This window comes from Enterococcus sp. C46 (assembly GCF_040887565.1).
Lineage (GTDB): Bacteria > Bacillota > Bacilli > Lactobacillales > Enterococcaceae > Enterococcus_B > Enterococcus_B lactis.
On sequence record NZ_JBFOGA010000006.1, the window covers coordinates 22295 to 38093 of the forward strand.

At 38.9% G+C, this 15799-nt stretch carries 15 protein-coding genes; 11 read left to right on the top strand and 4 right to left on the bottom strand.

Going from position 1 to position 15799, the window contains the following annotated elements; genetic code table 11:
- The gene (locus AB3I27_RS09800) at window positions 1-1032 is read right to left on the bottom strand and encodes an aldose epimerase family protein (RefSeq protein ID WP_104760035.1); all 1032 of its coding nucleotides are present in this window, start codon (window positions 1030-1032) and stop codon (window positions 1-3) included.
- Between the two features lie 15 nt (window positions 1033-1047).
- Window positions 1048-2502: a glycoside-pentoside-hexuronide (GPH):cation symporter gene (locus AB3I27_RS09805; protein WP_002316516.1), complete on the bottom strand. Its 1455-nt coding sequence runs from the start codon at window positions 2500-2502 to the stop codon at window positions 1048-1050.
- A gap of 174 nt (window positions 2503-2676) precedes the next feature.
- On the opposite strand from AB3I27_RS09805, the gene AB3I27_RS09810 reads away from it, so the two are divergent.
- The 4 genes from AB3I27_RS09810 (at window position 2677) to AB3I27_RS09825 (ending at window position 5528) form a co-directional block, all read left to right on the top strand.
- Window positions 2677-3582 (top strand): AraC family transcriptional regulator, encoded by a 906-nt coding sequence (locus AB3I27_RS09810; RefSeq protein WP_002308128.1) that lies wholly within the window; start codon window positions 2677-2679, stop codon window positions 3580-3582.
- Window positions 3583-3673: 91 nt separating this feature from the next.
- Window positions 3674-4351: an NAD(P)H-dependent oxidoreductase gene (locus AB3I27_RS09815; protein WP_002308129.1), complete on the top strand. Its 678-nt coding sequence runs from the start codon at window positions 3674-3676 to the stop codon at window positions 4349-4351.
- Window positions 4348-4518, top strand: coding sequence for a hypothetical protein (locus tag AB3I27_RS09820; protein ID WP_002291423.1), 171 nt, complete (start codon window positions 4348-4350; stop codon window positions 4516-4518). The genes AB3I27_RS09815 and AB3I27_RS09820 overlap by 4 nt, the downstream gene beginning before the upstream one ends.
- Before the next feature lie 113 nt (window positions 4519-4631).
- On the top strand, window positions 4632-5528 hold the full coding sequence (locus AB3I27_RS09825; protein WP_002308132.1) for a LysM domain-containing protein: 897 nt from the start codon (window positions 4632-4634) through the stop codon (window positions 5526-5528).
- A gap of 50 nt (window positions 5529-5578) precedes the next feature.
- Here the strand turns inward: AB3I27_RS09825 and AB3I27_RS09830 are convergent, their stop codons facing one another.
- Window positions 5579-6949 carry an amino acid permease gene (locus tag AB3I27_RS09830; RefSeq protein ID WP_002308133.1) on the bottom strand — a complete coding sequence of 457 codons (1371 nt, stop codon included), beginning with the start codon at window positions 6947-6949 and terminating at the stop codon, window positions 5579-5581.
- Window positions 6950-7187: 238 nt separating this feature from the next.
- On the opposite strand from AB3I27_RS09830, the gene AB3I27_RS09835 reads away from it, so the two are divergent.
- The 7 genes from AB3I27_RS09835 to AB3I27_RS09865 all read left to right on the top strand — a co-directional run bounded on the left by AB3I27_RS09835 (window position 7188) and on the right by AB3I27_RS09865 (window position 14580).
- Window positions 7188-7934 (top strand): metal ABC transporter ATP-binding protein, encoded by a 747-nt coding sequence (locus tag AB3I27_RS09835; protein WP_002308135.1) that lies wholly within the window; start codon window positions 7188-7190, stop codon window positions 7932-7934.
- Window positions 7931-8770: a metal ABC transporter permease gene (locus AB3I27_RS09840; RefSeq protein WP_104760034.1), complete on the top strand. Its 840-nt coding sequence runs from the start codon at window positions 7931-7933 to the stop codon at window positions 8768-8770. The genes AB3I27_RS09835 and AB3I27_RS09840 overlap by 4 nt, the downstream gene beginning before the upstream one ends.
- Entirely contained in the window at window positions 8771-9721 is a 951-nt protein-coding gene (locus tag AB3I27_RS09845) for a metal ABC transporter substrate-binding protein (RefSeq protein WP_002345382.1), read from the top strand.
- 140 nt (window positions 9722-9861) lie between these two features.
- On the top strand, window positions 9862-10614 hold the full coding sequence (locus AB3I27_RS09850; protein WP_002308140.1) for a hypothetical protein: 753 nt from the start codon (window positions 9862-9864) through the stop codon (window positions 10612-10614).
- Between the two features lie 18 nt (window positions 10615-10632).
- Window positions 10633-11784, top strand: a complete 1152-nt coding sequence (gene queG / locus AB3I27_RS09855) for a tRNA epoxyqueuosine(34) reductase QueG (protein WP_002308144.1) — start codon at window positions 10633-10635, stop codon at window positions 11782-11784.
- Window positions 11785-12167: 383 nt separating this feature from the next.
- The gene (locus AB3I27_RS09860) at window positions 12168-12776 is read left to right on the top strand and encodes a LysM peptidoglycan-binding domain-containing protein (RefSeq protein ID WP_002308148.1); all 609 of its coding nucleotides are present in this window, start codon (window positions 12168-12170) and stop codon (window positions 12774-12776) included.
- A gap of 166 nt (window positions 12777-12942) precedes the next feature.
- Window positions 12943-14580: a phosphoenolpyruvate carboxykinase (ATP) gene (locus AB3I27_RS09865; RefSeq protein WP_002313344.1), complete on the top strand. Its 1638-nt coding sequence runs from the start codon at window positions 12943-12945 to the stop codon at window positions 14578-14580.
- Window positions 14581-14651: 71 nt separating this feature from the next.
- Here AB3I27_RS09865 and AB3I27_RS09870 read toward each other — a convergent pair whose 3' ends face one another.
- Window positions 14652-15764 (bottom strand): FAD-binding oxidoreductase, encoded by a 1113-nt coding sequence (locus AB3I27_RS09870; RefSeq protein ID WP_002313345.1) that lies wholly within the window; start codon window positions 15762-15764, stop codon window positions 14652-14654.
- Window positions 15765-15799 lie beyond the last annotated feature (35 nt).

Consider the following 15799-nt stretch of genomic DNA (forward strand, 5'->3'; position numbering starts at 1 on the left):
TTATTCCTCTCTTGTTTTGATTTTGAATTCTGTCACTGTTTCAAATGCTGTTCCGGCTTTTAAATGAATCGAACCAAATGCTGAGAAACGCTCTGCCCCTGGAGCTGTTTGAGTCTCAAATGTGATGCCGCCGTGATGTGCCAGTTTTCGACCACGCATTTCTGGTGTTTCTGGACCGAAATTTGCAGTGAAAATAACCATACTAGAAGCATCTGTAGCGATATCTACTTGGATTTTTTTATCCGGACTAGTCAAGCGAGCAGCTTCTTTATCCAAGCCAGATTCTTTTAAGAAAAATGGATGATCGATTCCGTCAACGAGTTCTTTTTGATCCAAATCACTAGCAAAAACGGTCGCTAGTTTTTTAGGCGTTTGAAAATCGAAAGCATTCCCTGCAGTATTTTCTTTTACTCCTATAGGAATACTGTCTGCTCGTAAAGGAGCGTAAGCTTCACTATTGAGCCAAAGCTCATGTTGATCGATCGTTTGAGAAGCATCTCCCGTCAAGTTGAAGTAGACATGATTTGTCGGATTGAATAAAGTATCTTGATCACTGATGCCGCGAGTGGTCACTCGCCAGATATTATCTTGTGTCAAAGTATAACGGACTTCCACATACAATGTACCTGGAAAACCATGTTCTCCGTCGGGACTTGTAGTAGTAAAAATGACAGCAGCTTCATTTTCGCCATTCAAAATGGCATAAGACCATTTTTTTAATTCAAATCCAGGAGAACCACCATGCAGATTATGCCCAGTATTTGGATTTGTAGCTAATTGGTAAGTTTTTCCATTGAGAGAAAAGCGGCCATTTTCGATCCTCCCTGCGGTGCGACCGATAGACGCGCCGATATACGGATCTTTTTCGATATATTCTTCAGCGGTGTCAAATCCCAAAACTAATTCTTGATCATTTGTTTTTAAACAAACGATCCTAGCACCTAAATCAGAGACAGAAAGTACTAGCTTGTTTTTATTCTCCAAGGTTATCAAATGATAACCTTGACCGAAATCTTTTTCTGTAATCTTCATTTTCAAGATCCTTTCTTAATGTGAAGGAACTACTGCATCGTGAAGTTCATCTTCCATTGTATCAGCTGGAGCCAATTTGTTTTCTAATTCCTCAACGATTTGTGCATGTTTTTTCTCTGTCAATGTAATCTTCCAAGCAAAAATAATAGCGGAGAAAATCATCAAAGCAGCAGGAGCATAGAATGCATAAGCTTTGAAAGTCGTTACGCCATGAGCAGTGATATCAGCAGCAGTAGCATTACCAGTCATCCCAGAAGCGATAGCGACAAAACCTACGATTCCGTTAGACAAAGCACCAGCGATTTTATCTAGTAAAGGACGAATAGAGAGAGTAACAGCTTCATTACGGATACCATTTTTCCATTGACCATATTCAACAGAGTCTGTGATTGTCATCAAAGCGGATAAGAAAATCAATTGTTGAGGGAAGTAGAACAATACTAACCCGATGATAACGATTGGCAAACTTGAACCTGCGATCGTAAAGAAAAAGTAGGAAGAAATCATCATTGCAATCCCGCCAAGGTAAACGTAGCGACGAGAGATGACACGTGTAAGCATTGGGAATAGTGGAACAGCTACTAAACCAAGTAAGGCAGCAACTAGACCAACGATCCAAAATTCAGTTGGTTGGCCAAGTACATATTTGAAGAAGTAGAACAATACAGCAGTCGTTGCTACATTAGCAATCGCATAAGCGATATAAGCAAGGGCAAGCCACATCAATTGATCATTTTGAGCAACTGCTTTGAACACATCTTTGATTCCGGCTTTTTCATTTTGTTGACGGATCGCAGTATCGACTTCTTTTGTTCCCAAGGCAGTGATAATTGCAGTACCGCCTGAAATAACAGCAGCAATCACACCGAACCAGAACCAACCTGAAGCGCCTTCAATATGTTTATGAGTAACAAGATAAGTAAAGAAAGTAACGATAGGGACAACGACTAGTGTAGTACCATTTGCACCTAGAGAAGAGCCGAAACGAGCAAACGTAGCAAATTTTTCACGTTCCTTTGTTTCCGTACTCAAAGCAGGAATCATTGACCAAAAAGCGATATCCTTGAATGAATAAAAACTATCCAGCAATATGAAAACGATTGCAAACAATATGATAAATAAAGTCGTATTATGAGTAGCTAAGCCAAAGAAATTGGTAAAGATTGCTACTAAGAGTACAGAACTAACAATACCACCGATAACTAACCATGGTTTGAATTTACCATATTTTGTACGGGTATTATCAATAACGCCACCAATCAAAGGATCAAAAATAATTTCAACTAAGCGGATACCTACAACTAAGCTTGTAACTGTAGCAATCATTTTTGCATTCGTTGCCTTATCTGTTCCTGCAAACATCTGGCTTGTCACGAATACCATAAAATAAGTGCTTAATGTAACATAGAATGTGTCGTGTCCAAAAGCGCCTAAAGCGTAGGACATACGTTGGATCATTTTGCTTTTCATAATCTGTATTCCTCTCCTGTTCAATATATAATACTAAGTAAATCGGTTACAACGAATAACAAAGATCTTTTAATGACTTAAACTTAACAAGAAATCGCTTCCTTTTTAATATATTTCTGTGACTTTTATTTAACTTTTTGTTGCATTATACTAAAGAAGTAAGGAGAGGGAGAAATGGAGCAATCGATTTTTTTAAAAAAGGAACATCAACAAGTAGAAAAAGAATTGTATTTTGATTTTTGCGGCTTCTCTAAAACGATGCCGTTTCATTCTTTTGGTCCTGCTATTCGCAATGATTACATCTTACACGTCGTGATGGAAGGCAAAGGATCTTATCATGTGAAAAATCAACAGTTTCAATTGAAAAAAGGAGATCTATTCTTGATTCGTCCAGGAGACTCGACATTTTACTTATCAGATGGAGAAGATCCATGGATGTATTGCTGGCTTTCTTTCGGTGGACATGCGGCAGAAGAAATCATCCGGCAGTCGCTTTTCAAAGAAGACCAGTACACGATGGTCTCTTCCGATATACAAAAATATATCGACATTATTTTAGAGTGTATGAAAGATACGGAAGAAACCTTGGAAAATGAATTACAGTTAACAGCACTAACCTACCGTTTTTTATCAGTCCTTTTAAAAGACGGCGGAAAGATCAGCGGTGGCGTACAAAAAGTTCATTCCTCCTTAGCTGTTGAGACAGTCAAATACATCGAGGCACATTATGCGGAAAATTTATCTGTTGAGGAAATCGCCCAGCATTTAGCTGTCAACCGGAGTCACTTGTCACGAGTATTCAAAAATCATATGGGTACCAGTATCAAGGAATATTTGATTGGGGTACGGATTAATCGAGGGGCATTTCTTCTTTCCCTGACGGATGAATCCGTGGAAAGCATTGCCTATCAAGTAGGATTCAATAGTCTAGTCGTATTTAGCCGAATGTTCAAAAAAAGTACCGGAGAAACGGCTACGAACTATCGTAAACGGATGAAAAACGAAAATTTCAAGAATATTGCTTTGGATACTTTGAAAAAACAGTTGGAAAAACAAACTGCAGTCTCTTGGACGACCTAATTTGCTTGGACAAAAGGACAAGCATCTGCAAAAGAAACTTGTGGCGGTTATGCTACACTGTAAAACGAAGACTAAAAAAGGAGGAGAAGGGATGCGTACACTTATCATCATCAGCCATCCAACGATGGAGGAATCTCTGAATCAGCAATTTTTCAAAGAAGCTTCTTCCGGTTTATCCGTTACTTGGCATCATTTAGAATCAAGTTATCCAGATGGAAAGATAGATGTAAAGGCTGAGCTACAGCTCCTGGCACAGCATGATCGAATCATTTTTCAGTTTCCGTTTTACTGGTATAGTTCCCCTGCTCATTTAAAAATTTGGCAAGATAATGTGTTGGAACAAGCAACACGTGTATTAGAAGGAAAAGAATTAGGGATCGTATTGACAACAGGTGTGGCGGAAAAGGAATATCAAGCTGGAGGGAAAGAAGAATATACGATCTCCGAATTTTTGAGACCATATCAGCGAATCGCAAACAAATTCCATATGACTTATCTTTCGCCATTCGTTTTAGCACAATTTATGTATTTATCCCAAGAAAAACGTTGGGAGAAGCTAATTGCTTATCAGCAGTATCTCTCATTGGAAGGGAAGCCATCGCTTACTCAACGGATTGACTGGTTTATTCAAAGAGTACAGGAAAATCAGAAAATGCAGGAAGAAGATTCGGAAAAACAAACATATATCATAGAAGCACTGACTGACGCAAAAGAGCAGATCGAAGACTTGAGCTTTACACTGCAAGAAATGAAAGGAACTTCATTATGACAAATGAATGGTTGATCCAACAATTAGATGAATTAAGTGAAAAATCAGAATATCAAGACCGTGCACTCTTATATGAGATAAAGAAACTGATGGCTGAGATAGATGAACGAACAACGCAGTTGCAAGGAGAAATCGACGGACGATCTTGGAATCATCTCAACTGGTGAAATTTTCTTATAAATAACAAGGATAAAAATGTGCACAATGACAATTATTTGCTACAATAAGAATATGAAGCGTTTGATAACGCTGTTATACATAAAAATTGGTGGTGAAAAAAATGTATGATGAAAATGAGTGGGGAGAAAACGTTCGGATGACCCGAAGAAGACAGCAAAAACAGGCAGCACGTAAGCGGATGATCATGATTGGGGCAGCAGTTGCCGTTTTTTTGATCATAGCAGGAGGAGTAGCAGGGCTGTATTTTCACGGGAAAAATTCGTCAGATGCAAAAAGCACGACCGTAACGGAAACAACGACAAAGAAAACAGATGCGAAACAAACAAGTGAGGCATCAACTGAAACAAAAGAAACACAAACTTCTGAAGAAAAAACAGCAGATGATTTGCCAGAGCAACTCCAAGCAATCGTCAATGATTATTCGAAAAAGATGGAAGAAAAGACACCTGTGTTGATTGAAGAATACCAAACAGAAATCCAAGGAAATCAAGAGGGCATAGCTGGTTTATCCGCAGTTGCTAACCAAAAAGCACGTGAGCTCCAAGCAATCTCCGATGAAGGAATCGGAAAATTACGTGCAGCGTATCAGTCAGCAGATAATAAAGACGGTGTAGCCTTAGATACCTTGATCAATCAGCTATCGGCTAACTATACGAATCATGTCGCTAAGATTTCCGACATATATTTGCAGACGAGCGCTTCTCTTCAAGCAGAGTCAACAAGCACACAAGAAACAGCATCTTCTGAGTCTGAGACGATAGAATCAACAGAATCTTCTGGAATGCAAGCTCGAACAACGCAAGACACAACAGAAAACACTGAAACGACTACTAGCAGTACGACGTCACAGGCTGCGACAACTGTTGTTTTAGAAGGAGAAGGTCCAAATCAAATAGCTGAGCGAACTGGCGTACCAGTAGAAACGATTTTGTCACTGAATGGGATGAGTATGGATGACTATTTCCTGACTCCCGGTGAGACACTAAAATTGAATTGATAAAAGCAATAAAAAGAACGAAGACTCCCTTGATGGAAGCTTCGTTCTTTTTATTTGGCGGTTCTTTTTTCGCGTATAAAGTAATGGATCGTCATGTAAAGCAAGAAAACGAGACCAATGATTAAAGAAATCCTTGTTTCAGGATTGATAAACATGAAAATCAACACGATAGCTAAAAAAGCAAGTGTCGCATAATTCGTGTAAGGAGACAGCGGCATTTTAAAAGGATGATCATGCATTTTATCTGCGTGAGTCTTTTTGAAGCGAATCTCACTAATCAAAATCACCACCCAAGGAACCATACCAGGTAAAATACTTGAGCTGTATACGAAAACAAAGATATTTTCGGACTGGTTGATGAACATTGGCAGAAGATAGTTTAAGATCAAACCAATCAAGATTCCGCCTGAGATGGCTACGACAGGGTAAAAAGGCGCACCATGACGAGATAATTTCAGAAACTTTTTAGACATCTTTCCATTTATCGCAAGTGTATAGACCATACGGCTTGCACTGAAAATGCCTGAATTGCAACCTGATAATGCCGCTGTAATCACGACAAAATTGATCAACCCTGCAGCAAATGTAATGCCGATTTTAGAAAAAGTTTGGACAAAAGGCGAACCAATCTCACTCAATTGATTCCACGGATAAATACTCACGATGATAAAAATGGCACCAATATAAAAAATCAAGATTCGACCGATAGTGGATTGAACAGCTTCAATGATCGTCTTTTTAGGATTCTCTGCTTCGCCAGCAGTCATTCCGATCAGTTCGATCCCTTGATAGGAAGCAACGACGATCGATAATGCAAAGAAAAAGCCTTTGACACCGCCAGTGAAGAATCCACCGTTTTTCCAAAGATTTGAAATTCCTACCGCTTGGCCATGATTACCAAATCCAAATAAAATCACCCCAAGACCTGCAATGATCATCAAAATGATTGTTATGACTTTGATGATCGAAAACCAAAATTCTAATTCGCCAAACGCCTTGACAGAAATAAGATTTGCCAGCATAAGAAATAAGACGACAATGATGCCGGGAATAATTGCTGGCAGATTGGGCCACCAATAATTCATATAAGATCCTACAGCGATTACTTCACTTATCCCTACGACAATATATTGAAAAATATTACTCCAAGCGGTCAAGTAGCCAGCCACAGGATGGATGTACTCGCTCGCGTAATTTGCAAAAGAACCAGTCGAAGGATCGACGTAAAGCATTTCGCCTAAAGCACGCATAATCAAATACAAAAAGAATCCTGCAATCGCATAAGCTCCCATCACTGAGGGCCCTGTCCAGCGTATGGTTGAGGAGGCACCCATAAACAGACCGACACCGATCGTTCCACCTAGTGCGATCATTTGGATATGACGGGCACTAAGACTCCGAGTTAACTTTTCTTCTTCCATACAAAAACTCCTTTCGTTGTTGAGTCAACAGGAAAAATAATTAAACGTTTCAATAGATAGTTGTATTATTTTTAGGTTAGCCTTATTGAACTCTTGATGTGATTCTACAGAAAATTTTCATAAAATGCGAGGAAAATTCGAAAAAAACTTTTTCATCTTTCTACTTGTAAATGCTTTCCTTTTTAGTTAAACTATATTTAAATAAAAAGTTAGGGAAACCTAAAAAGGAGTGTAGGATTTGGAACGAACGGCCATTGAAATTCAAGACCTTTCAGCCGCTTATCAAGGGAAAACTGTTTTGAAAACCATCAATTTAACAATAAAGTCACAAAAAATCACTGGTATCATCGGACCAAATGGCGCAGGAAAATCAACATTCATGAAAGCATTGCTAGAGTTGATACCAGCTTCTACTGGTAAAGTCACTTTTTCAGGACAGCCAGTAAAATCAGTCCGTAAAAAGATAGCCTATGTGGAGCAGCGAAGCGAATTGGATCTTTCTTTTCCAATCGATGTGTTAGGCGTTGTACTTTTAGGGACGTATCCATCTTTACGAATCGGACAGCGGCCCGGGAAAAAAGAAAAAGAACGAGCAAGACAAGCATTAAAAAAAGTAGGGATGGAAGACTATGCCAAAAGACAGATCAGCGAACTATCGGGTGGTCAGCTTCAGAGAGTTTTTATTGCACGAGCTCTAGCTCAAGGCGCAGAGTGGATCTTTTTAGATGAACCATTCGTAGGAATCGATGCATTGAGTGAACGAAAAATCTTTGACATCTTGCAAGAGTTGAAGAATTCAGGAAAAACGATTCTGATCGTCCATCATGATCTTCATAAAGTAGAAGAATATTTCGATGAAGTTGTTCTTTTAAATAAACAGCTGATCGCTTCTGGTCCAGTACAAGAAGTCTTTACATCAAAGAATCTTCAACTGGCCTATGGTGAGATCATCGGACATTTAGTAAAAGGAGGAGAGAAAAAATGATCCAATCTTTTATTGATGGATTGATGAATTATCAATTTCTACAATATGCTTTGGTCACTTCTATGCTTGTAGGACTTGCTTCTGGAGTCATCGGTTCCTTTATTATTTTACGTGGGATGTCTTTGATGGGAGATGCTATCTCTCACGCAGTTCTTCCAGGTGTAGCCATTTCTTATATGTTTGGTTTTAGTTACATTTTTGGAGCCACTGCTTTTGGGATGTTGACAGCAGCGGTGATTGGTTTCGTGACACAGCGAAGCCGATTGAAAAATGATACAGCGATTGGGATTGTCTTTAGTTCGTTTTTTGCATTAGGGATCATCTTGATTTCATATGCTCAAAGTGCGACAGACCTGTATCATATTTTATTTGGGAATGTCTTAGCTGTTAGGGAGAGCGATCTGCTGCTGACAGCACTAGTCAGCGGAATCGTCTTGATATTTGTCTTTTTCTTTTATAAAGAATTGAAGATCACATCATTCGATCCAACAATGGCAAAAGCTTATGGGCTGAACACATCGCTGATCCATTATCTTTTGATGTTCTTTTTGACATTAGTGGCTGTAGTCAGTTTGCAGACGGTAGGAACGATCTTGGTGATTGCCATGTTGATCACACCAGCCGCCACGGCTTACTTGCTAACGAACCATTTACTGAAAATGATCATTACAGCTGCAGGAATCGGTATGTTCAGTGCCGTTGTCGGCGTATTTTTCAGTTATAGTTACAATTGGCCATCAGGAGCTACGATCGTGTTAGCATGTACCGCATTTTTTATCCTTGCTTTTTTATTTTCTCCAACAAAAGTAATTTTATTTCAGAAAGGAAGCAGATAGATGAAAACAAAGAAATCACTCTTTTTTATCCTGGCAATTAGTTTATTAGCATTAGTTGGCTGCGGAAAGCAAACTTCAAATCAAGCAGACGAAGTAAGTAAAGAAAAGCTGTCAGTCGTGGCAACCAATTCGATTTTGGCGGATATGGCAAAAGAGGTCGGAACAGATAAAATAGATATCCACAGTATCGTACCAGTCGGAACAGATCCGCATGAATATGAAGTACTACCAGAAGACATCAAAAAGGCAAGCGACGCAGATGTCATTTTGTACAACGGATTGAATCTTGAAACAGGTAACAGTTGGTTCGATAACTTGATGGAAACGGCTAAAAAAGAAGAAGGAAAAGATTATTTTGCAGTTAGCAAAAATGTAGAACCTCTTTATTTAACTAGCGGTGAAGAACATACAAAAGCGGATCCTCATGCTTGGCTAGACCTGTCTAACGGAATAAAATATGTGCAGGAAATCGCACGTATATTCTCTGAAAAAGATGCAGAAAATGCGACACATTATAAGCGAAATGCAGAAACATACGTGGAAAAACTAAAAAAATTAGATACACAAGCGAAGGAAAGTTTTGCTTCTATCGAAGAGAACAAAAAATTATTAGTAACAAGTGAAGGAGCATTCAAATATTTTTCAAGGGCTTATGATTTGCCAGCAGCATATATATGGGAAATCAATACAGAAAGCCAAGGCACGCCTGACCAAATGAAAGCAATTATTGATCAGGTAAGAGCAAAAGAAGTGCCAGTTTTATTCGTGGAAACTAGTGTAGATCCAAGAAGTATGGAACGAGTAGCAAAAGAAACGGGTTTGGAAATTTATGATAAATTGTTCACTGATTCTATAGCCAAAGAAGGGGAACAAGGAGATTCTTACTATCAGATGATGAAATGGAACATCGAAACAATCCATGAAGGTTTATCCCAAACAAAAGAGAGCTGAAAAACGCAAGGTCTGGCTTAAGGAGCGGACCTTGCGTTTTTTTTACAAGAAACCGGAAAAAATTATGATGTTTTTCGGCGTACAGATACCCTTTTTGAGAAAATTCCGTTATAGTTAGAGTAAGGAAGGAAGGTGTGGCTATGAATTTTACACGTAAAGATAAATATACGATTAAAGAAGAAGTATTTCGATTGATCAACCAGCAAGAAAATACTGACAAGGATCAAGACCTTCAATTTCTTGAAGCAGAATTAGCTAAATTATTCATAGCAAATCAAAATGAGACAACAGAACCAGATGAAGAGCTGTACATAGGCAAATGGTTGTTTGATGAATTTCAGCCTTTAGATGAAAATACCGGTATCGGTTATTTTGTGTTCCTTTCTCCAGTCGGCTTCACACCTGGCGTATTAGTTAAACAAAACGACGAAATCACCGTCAAAGCATGGCCTGCTTTGTTTTCAGTAATCAAAGCAGAAGGAGTAATCAAAAAGATCCAGTCGGCCTATTATAAAAGTCAATTTATTGCCAACAGCAAATTAATGAATATGTTTTATAACCGCCTAGTAGAAATTGCCAGACCCGGGAAGATCCCGCAAACATTCACGTATACGCAGCAAAAAAATCTCTATGAAGAAGTACTGTATTCCCGCGATCTGTCTGAGTTTTCACCATGGGAAGAGGTAAGACTCCATGAATTGTTAAGTACAAAACCAGTTTCTTTGAATTTTTTCAACGCATTGGATAACAAAAGAAAATTGATTTCGACAAATTATTGGGAAGTATTTGCTGCAAGAAAAAAATGGATGGAAGAAAAGAAGATTGCTGATCAGCAAATCCAGTTTGTCCAACTGAAAAAAGAAAAACTATATTATGGATTATACAGCCGTTAACAGCAAGCGAGGAAGACCATGACATTAAAAGAAGAAATTATACAAGAAAGCAAACGATTAGGAATTGACAAGATCGGGTTTACGACGGCGGAGCCTTTTGATTCATTAAAAGAGTCGTTGGAAGAGCAAAAAGCAGCCGGACATACTTCTGGTTTCGAACACCCAAATATCGATGAGCGACTTTACCCAGAAATGACATTTGATCAGCCAAAATCAATCATTTCCATTGCTCTTGCGTATCCTACTAGGATCCATGAAGAAGTACCTAGGGATGAAAAACGGGGGCAATTCGCTCGTGCCTCATGGGGGATCGACTATCATGATATACTGAGAGACCGATTGAATCGATTGATCGAATTCATCCAAACAAGAGCAGAAAAATGGCAAAAAGAAGAGGAATGGCGTCTAGCTCCGCAAGTAGACACTGGGGAACTGATTGATGTCGCTGTAGCACAGCGAGCTGGATTAGGATTTATCGGTCGAAACGGATTGCTGATCACCGAAGAGTTCGGTTCATTTGTCTATCTTGGTGAAATCGTCACTAATATCGTATTTGAGCCGGATAAACCAGGAGAGTTTGGTTGCGGTGACTGTATGCGCTGTGTGACTGCTTGTCCGACGAAAGCATTGCTTGGTGATGGCAGAATGAATGCACAGCGATGTTTATCTTATCAAACGCAGACAAAAGGGATGATGCCCGAAGAATATCGGAAAAAAATGCGAAATGTCATTTATGGATGCGATATCTGCCAGTTAGTCTGCCCTTACAATCAAGGAAAAGATTTTCATTTTCATGAAGAGATGGAACCAAAAATAGATGAAGTATATCCAAAATTAAAGCCGATGCTGTCGATGTCGAATAAAAATTTCAAGCAGCAATTTGGGCATTTAGCCGGTTCGTGGCGTGGAAAAAAACCTTTGCAGAGAAACGCATTGATTGCTTTAGCTAATCTAGGAGATCGAACGGCATTGCCTGAGATTTCAGAATGTTTAACGGATGTCCGCCCTGTCATCAGAGGAACAGCAGCTTGGGCTATTGGACGTCTCGGAACAAAAGAGCCAGAAAAATGGCTTGATGTATTAGATGAAACATTAGCTAAAGAATCGGAAGAAGTCGTCATAAATGAACTAGAACATGCACAAAAATTGTTGCGGAGAAAGTTAAAATAAAAAAATAGTAAGCATTATTCATTGTTTTTGTCCAGTAATTGTTGTAACAATTACTGGTTTTTTTGTATTTTTTACGTTTTTTTAATAGAATTTGATAAAAATCAAACATTTTTTTCCTTTTTTTTATGGATTATTGCAGTAAATATTACAGAAAACGTGTTTTTTATTCAAAAATAAAAAAACACAGAAAAACGATTACTTTGCTTATATAACAACGATATAATGGTTTTACATCAAAAAAATTTTTGTTCAAATGTTACAAATATTAAATAATCCGTCATTTTGTCATTAAATGTCATGATTCTTTTACCTATGAAATATTTCTAAATGATAAAGTTAATAGCGTCGAAAGAATAAAAAACGGAGAAAAAAAGGAGTTTAATATGAATTCATTTAAGAAAATTGTTTTAGGTACAACTTTTGCTGCTGGTGCTACTGCAATGTTTGTAGGAACTACAAATGCTCACGCTGATGAAGTTTACACAGTAAAATCAGGTGATTCATTATCTAAGATTTCACAAAAATTTGCAGGAGACAACTCAATGATCGATGCAATTGCTGAAAAGAATTCAATTGCAGACATCAACCGCATTTATGTTGGTGAACAATTAACAATCCCAACTTCAAATGATTCTTCAGCAACAACAGAAAGCAACACAACAGAAAATACAGCATCTACAACTGAAACAGCAACGCAAGAACATACATACGTTGCACCTGTTGAAACAGTTGAAGTAGCTCCTGCTGCCCCAGCTGTTGCAACGGCGCCAACTTCAAGCTCTGCAAAAGAATGGATCGCACAAAAAGAATCAGGCGGTTCATACACAGCTACTAACGGACGTTACATCGGCCGTTACCAATTAGATGCTTCATACTTAAACGGCGACTATTCAGCTGCCAATCAAGAACGTGTAGCAGAACAATACGTAACATCTCGTTATGGTTCATGGGATGCTGCTAAAACATTCTGGTTAGCAAACGGTTGGTACTAAGCCGATAAAAGAAAAATGATGAAACCGAGAGTCTTGTTTATTCAAGTTCTCGGTTTTTTTTATGAAAAATAAATGATTTGTTTCCCTCTGCACAGCAGTACAAATAAAAACTCGGATAATGTATAATAAAGAAAACGCTTTTTTGTTTAGGGGATGAGGAGGAGCGATGAGTACAAAAGAGAGTCTCGAACTAGAGAAAATCACAAGTGAAAATCCACTGTTATCCAGTATTCGTTCCATTGTTGAAACGGCATTCTACGGTAATAATGTGCAAAAAGTTTTTGACAGGGAAACAGCTTATCAACTAGCAAAAGGGAGTCCAGGAACGATCATCACAGATTTAACGGTCTCACATGCTGAAGAACTAGATTTACCAGCTGACGCTAGGACACTAGTATTCAATGATGGGAGTATTGTAGGAAGAACAGCAAGTGCTCGGCGTATCTTTGAGGACTTGGACAAGGAGCAAAGTAAATATGAGAAGATCTTGAGAGAAGCCGTGTATCAAAGTCGAAAGCGACAATTTTATCATACAAAAGTAATCGTTGGTCTATCTGAAGAATTTTCTGTACAAAGTCATTTGTTGATTCCAGAAGGATTTGAGAACAATCTGTATTCTTATATACTGAATTTTCAGCCAGCGAATGCGAAGATTTTGGCTACTTATCAAAAATCTGTGTCCTTTGACGAGGGAGATCTTTATATCTTTTGTGATCCCGAATGGACGCATGAAGCCTTTCCCAATGGACTCGTTTTATTTGATTCTCTCCATAATACAGCTGCTGTGCTAGGATTACGTTACTTTGGGGAATTAAAAAAAGCGACTTTGACGCTTGCTTGGGCATTGGGGAGTCGCAATGGTTTTATTGCCTGTCATGGCGGGATGAAACAATATACTAGTAATGATCAGACTTATACGATGGCTGTATTTGGGTTGTCCGGTTCTGGAAAATCAACGATCACCTTAGCACAACATTCGGAAGGGCACTCTGTTACGATCCTACATGACGATGCTTTTGTTATTTCTAGAAAAAATGGTTTTGCTACTGCCTTGGAACCTTCTTACTTTGATAAAACACAAGACTATCCGTCTGATGACCCGGCCATTTCTTTTTTCCTTACTTGTCAGAATGTGGGCGTGACATGTACAAGTAAAGGAGAAAAAGTTCTAGTGACAGGAGATATACGAAACGGAAATGGACGGACAGTCAAATCACGTTATGCGACACCAGACCGAGTCAATCATCTTAGCGAAAAGATCGATGCTGTTTTTTGGATCATGAAAGATGATTCACTTCCGCCAATTATCAAGATCAATGACCCGGTTTTAGCAGCGTCTTTTGGTGCAACATTAGCAACAAAACGATCAGATGCGGAAAATATCACTACAAAAAGACAGCTAGATGAGTTAGTCATTGAACCATTTGCTAATCCTTTCCGTGTCTATCCTCTTAGGGAAGACTATCAAGCTTTTCGAGAGTTGTTTTTGAAACAGCAAACAGCCTGCTATGTCTTGAATACTGGATACTTCGATGATAAAAAAATTAAACCTGAAACGACATTGTCAATCGTTGAAAGAATCGTGCAAGAAACGGCAGAATTCAAGTCGTTTGGTCCGTTTGAAGATATCCACTATTTACCTATACCAGATTTTCCTGTTTCTTTTGAGGATACATCCTATAAAAATCTGGTGAAACAACGACTTGATATTCGTTTACGATTCATTGAAGCTCAGATAGGAAAAAATCTCTTGCCAGATGAAGCAAAAGAAAGTTTGGAGAATTTGATTCAGAAATTGAACTAAAATAACAGCTTTTTCAAGAAGTAATCTATGCGCAATATCGCTCGGGATTCTTACTTGAAAAAGCTGTTTTTCTATGATGGATTTTTCGTAATATAGGTGGAGATGTCCTTTTGATAATCTTCCGTAGGCCAATGACCAGTATTTAAGAAGTTGGCTAATAGATAGCCGATATAAGGACCTGTCGTCAAACCAGAAGAGCCTAGACCGCTAGCAGCCAGTAGACTTGGGTCATCTGGCAATACGCCGAAGAATGGGGAAAAATCTGACGTATAGGCACGGGTGCCTACACGGAACTCGTATGGCCAGTTTTTTATCTGATCTGAATCAGCCAAGAACTGTTCTGTACTCTTAGTCAATCCCTTATAAGCTTCGCTAGTAGGAGCCAAATCCCAGCCTTGATCGTTCTCATGGGTAGCACCTAAAAGGATCTTTCCGTCCATGAAAGGAATGAAATCAGCTTCTCCGTCAAGCATAGCAACAGGCCAGTCTTGACTCATCTTATAAGATGTCTGAAATGCTAAAAGCTGCCCTTTTTGCGGACGTATATCTGCAGAATAGCCTAAATTTTTTAATAGAGGCTTAAGTGCAGGACCAGGTGTCAAGATTACGCGGTCAGCTGTGTATTCTCCAAATGGTCCCTTGATGAGCCAAGAATCGTTCTTCTTATGCAAGGTGACTTTTGCCTGGATCTGCTCGATTTGTTTTTGTACTAAACGCTGACCAAGATGTTCTAAATATGCTTTTCCATCCAGACGACCGCCACCACTGATACGCAGTGAAACTGCTGGCTTCAATAACGGAAGAGCTTGGGATGTCTGTTCAGGTGAAAGCCATTCGATGTTTCCAATTTCTGGTGCTTCTTCTTTTCGTTTCTCCGCAAGAACAGCTAATTCAGCTAAATCTTTTTCAGGTCGAAGCAAAAGTGTCCCTGATTGTGCATAAATCGTTTGATCAAGTTGGAAATCTTTTATGAGTTTAGGGAAAAAAGCAGCGCCGTCTTTAGCCAGACGATACCATTGTTTGTTTCTGCGTTTTGACAACCAAGGGGAGATGATCCCAGCGCTTGCTTTCGTTGCCTGTCCTGTCCCTTCATCAAACAAAGCAACATCGAATGTTGATGTGTCCAAGTAATTGGCTAGGGTCATACCAATGATCCCGCCACCGATAATGGCAATTTTTTCCATAAAAAAGCCTCCTTTTACAAACAACCATTTTCACA

Bases quoted from the DNA above. Each gene is read 5' to 3' on its own strand.
- AB3I27_RS09870 (WP_002313345.1), bottom strand. From the start codon at position 15,764: ATGGAAAAAATTGCCATTATCGGTGGCGGGATCATTGGTATGACCCTA.
- AB3I27_RS09845 (WP_002345382.1), top strand. From the start codon at position 8,771: ATGAAAACAAAGAAATCACTCTTTTTTATCCTGGCAATTAGTTTATTA.
- AB3I27_RS09805 (WP_002316516.1), bottom strand. From the start codon at position 2,502: ATGAAAAGCAAAATGATCCAACGTATGTCCTACGCTTTAGGCGCTTTT.
- AB3I27_RS09815 (WP_002308129.1), top strand. From the start codon at position 3,674: ATGCGTACACTTATCATCATCAGCCATCCAACGATGGAGGAATCTCTG.
- AB3I27_RS09810 (WP_002308128.1), top strand. From the start codon at position 2,677: ATGGAGCAATCGATTTTTTTAAAAAAGGAACATCAACAAGTAGAAAAA.
- AB3I27_RS09820 (WP_002291423.1), top strand. From the start codon at position 4,348: ATGACAAATGAATGGTTGATCCAACAATTAGATGAATTAAGTGAAAAA.
- AB3I27_RS09860 (WP_002308148.1), top strand. From the start codon at position 12,168: ATGAATTCATTTAAGAAAATTGTTTTAGGTACAACTTTTGCTGCTGGT.
- queG (WP_002308144.1), top strand. From the start codon at position 10,633: ATGACATTAAAAGAAGAAATTATACAAGAAAGCAAACGATTAGGAATT.
- AB3I27_RS09865 (WP_002313344.1), top strand. From the start codon at position 12,943: ATGAGTACAAAAGAGAGTCTCGAACTAGAGAAAATCACAAGTGAAAAT.
- AB3I27_RS09830 (WP_002308133.1), bottom strand. From the start codon at position 6,949: ATGGAAGAAGAAAAGTTAACTCGGAGTCTTAGTGCCCGTCATATCCAA.
- AB3I27_RS09800 (WP_104760035.1), bottom strand. From the start codon at position 1,032: ATGAAGATTACAGAAAAAGATTTCGGTCAAGGTTATCATTTGATAACC.
- AB3I27_RS09825 (WP_002308132.1), top strand. From the start codon at position 4,632: ATGTATGATGAAAATGAGTGGGGAGAAAACGTTCGGATGACCCGAAGA.
- AB3I27_RS09840 (WP_104760034.1), top strand. From the start codon at position 7,931: ATGATCCAATCTTTTATTGATGGATTGATGAATTATCAATTTCTACAA.
- AB3I27_RS09850 (WP_002308140.1), top strand. From the start codon at position 9,862: ATGAATTTTACACGTAAAGATAAATATACGATTAAAGAAGAAGTATTT.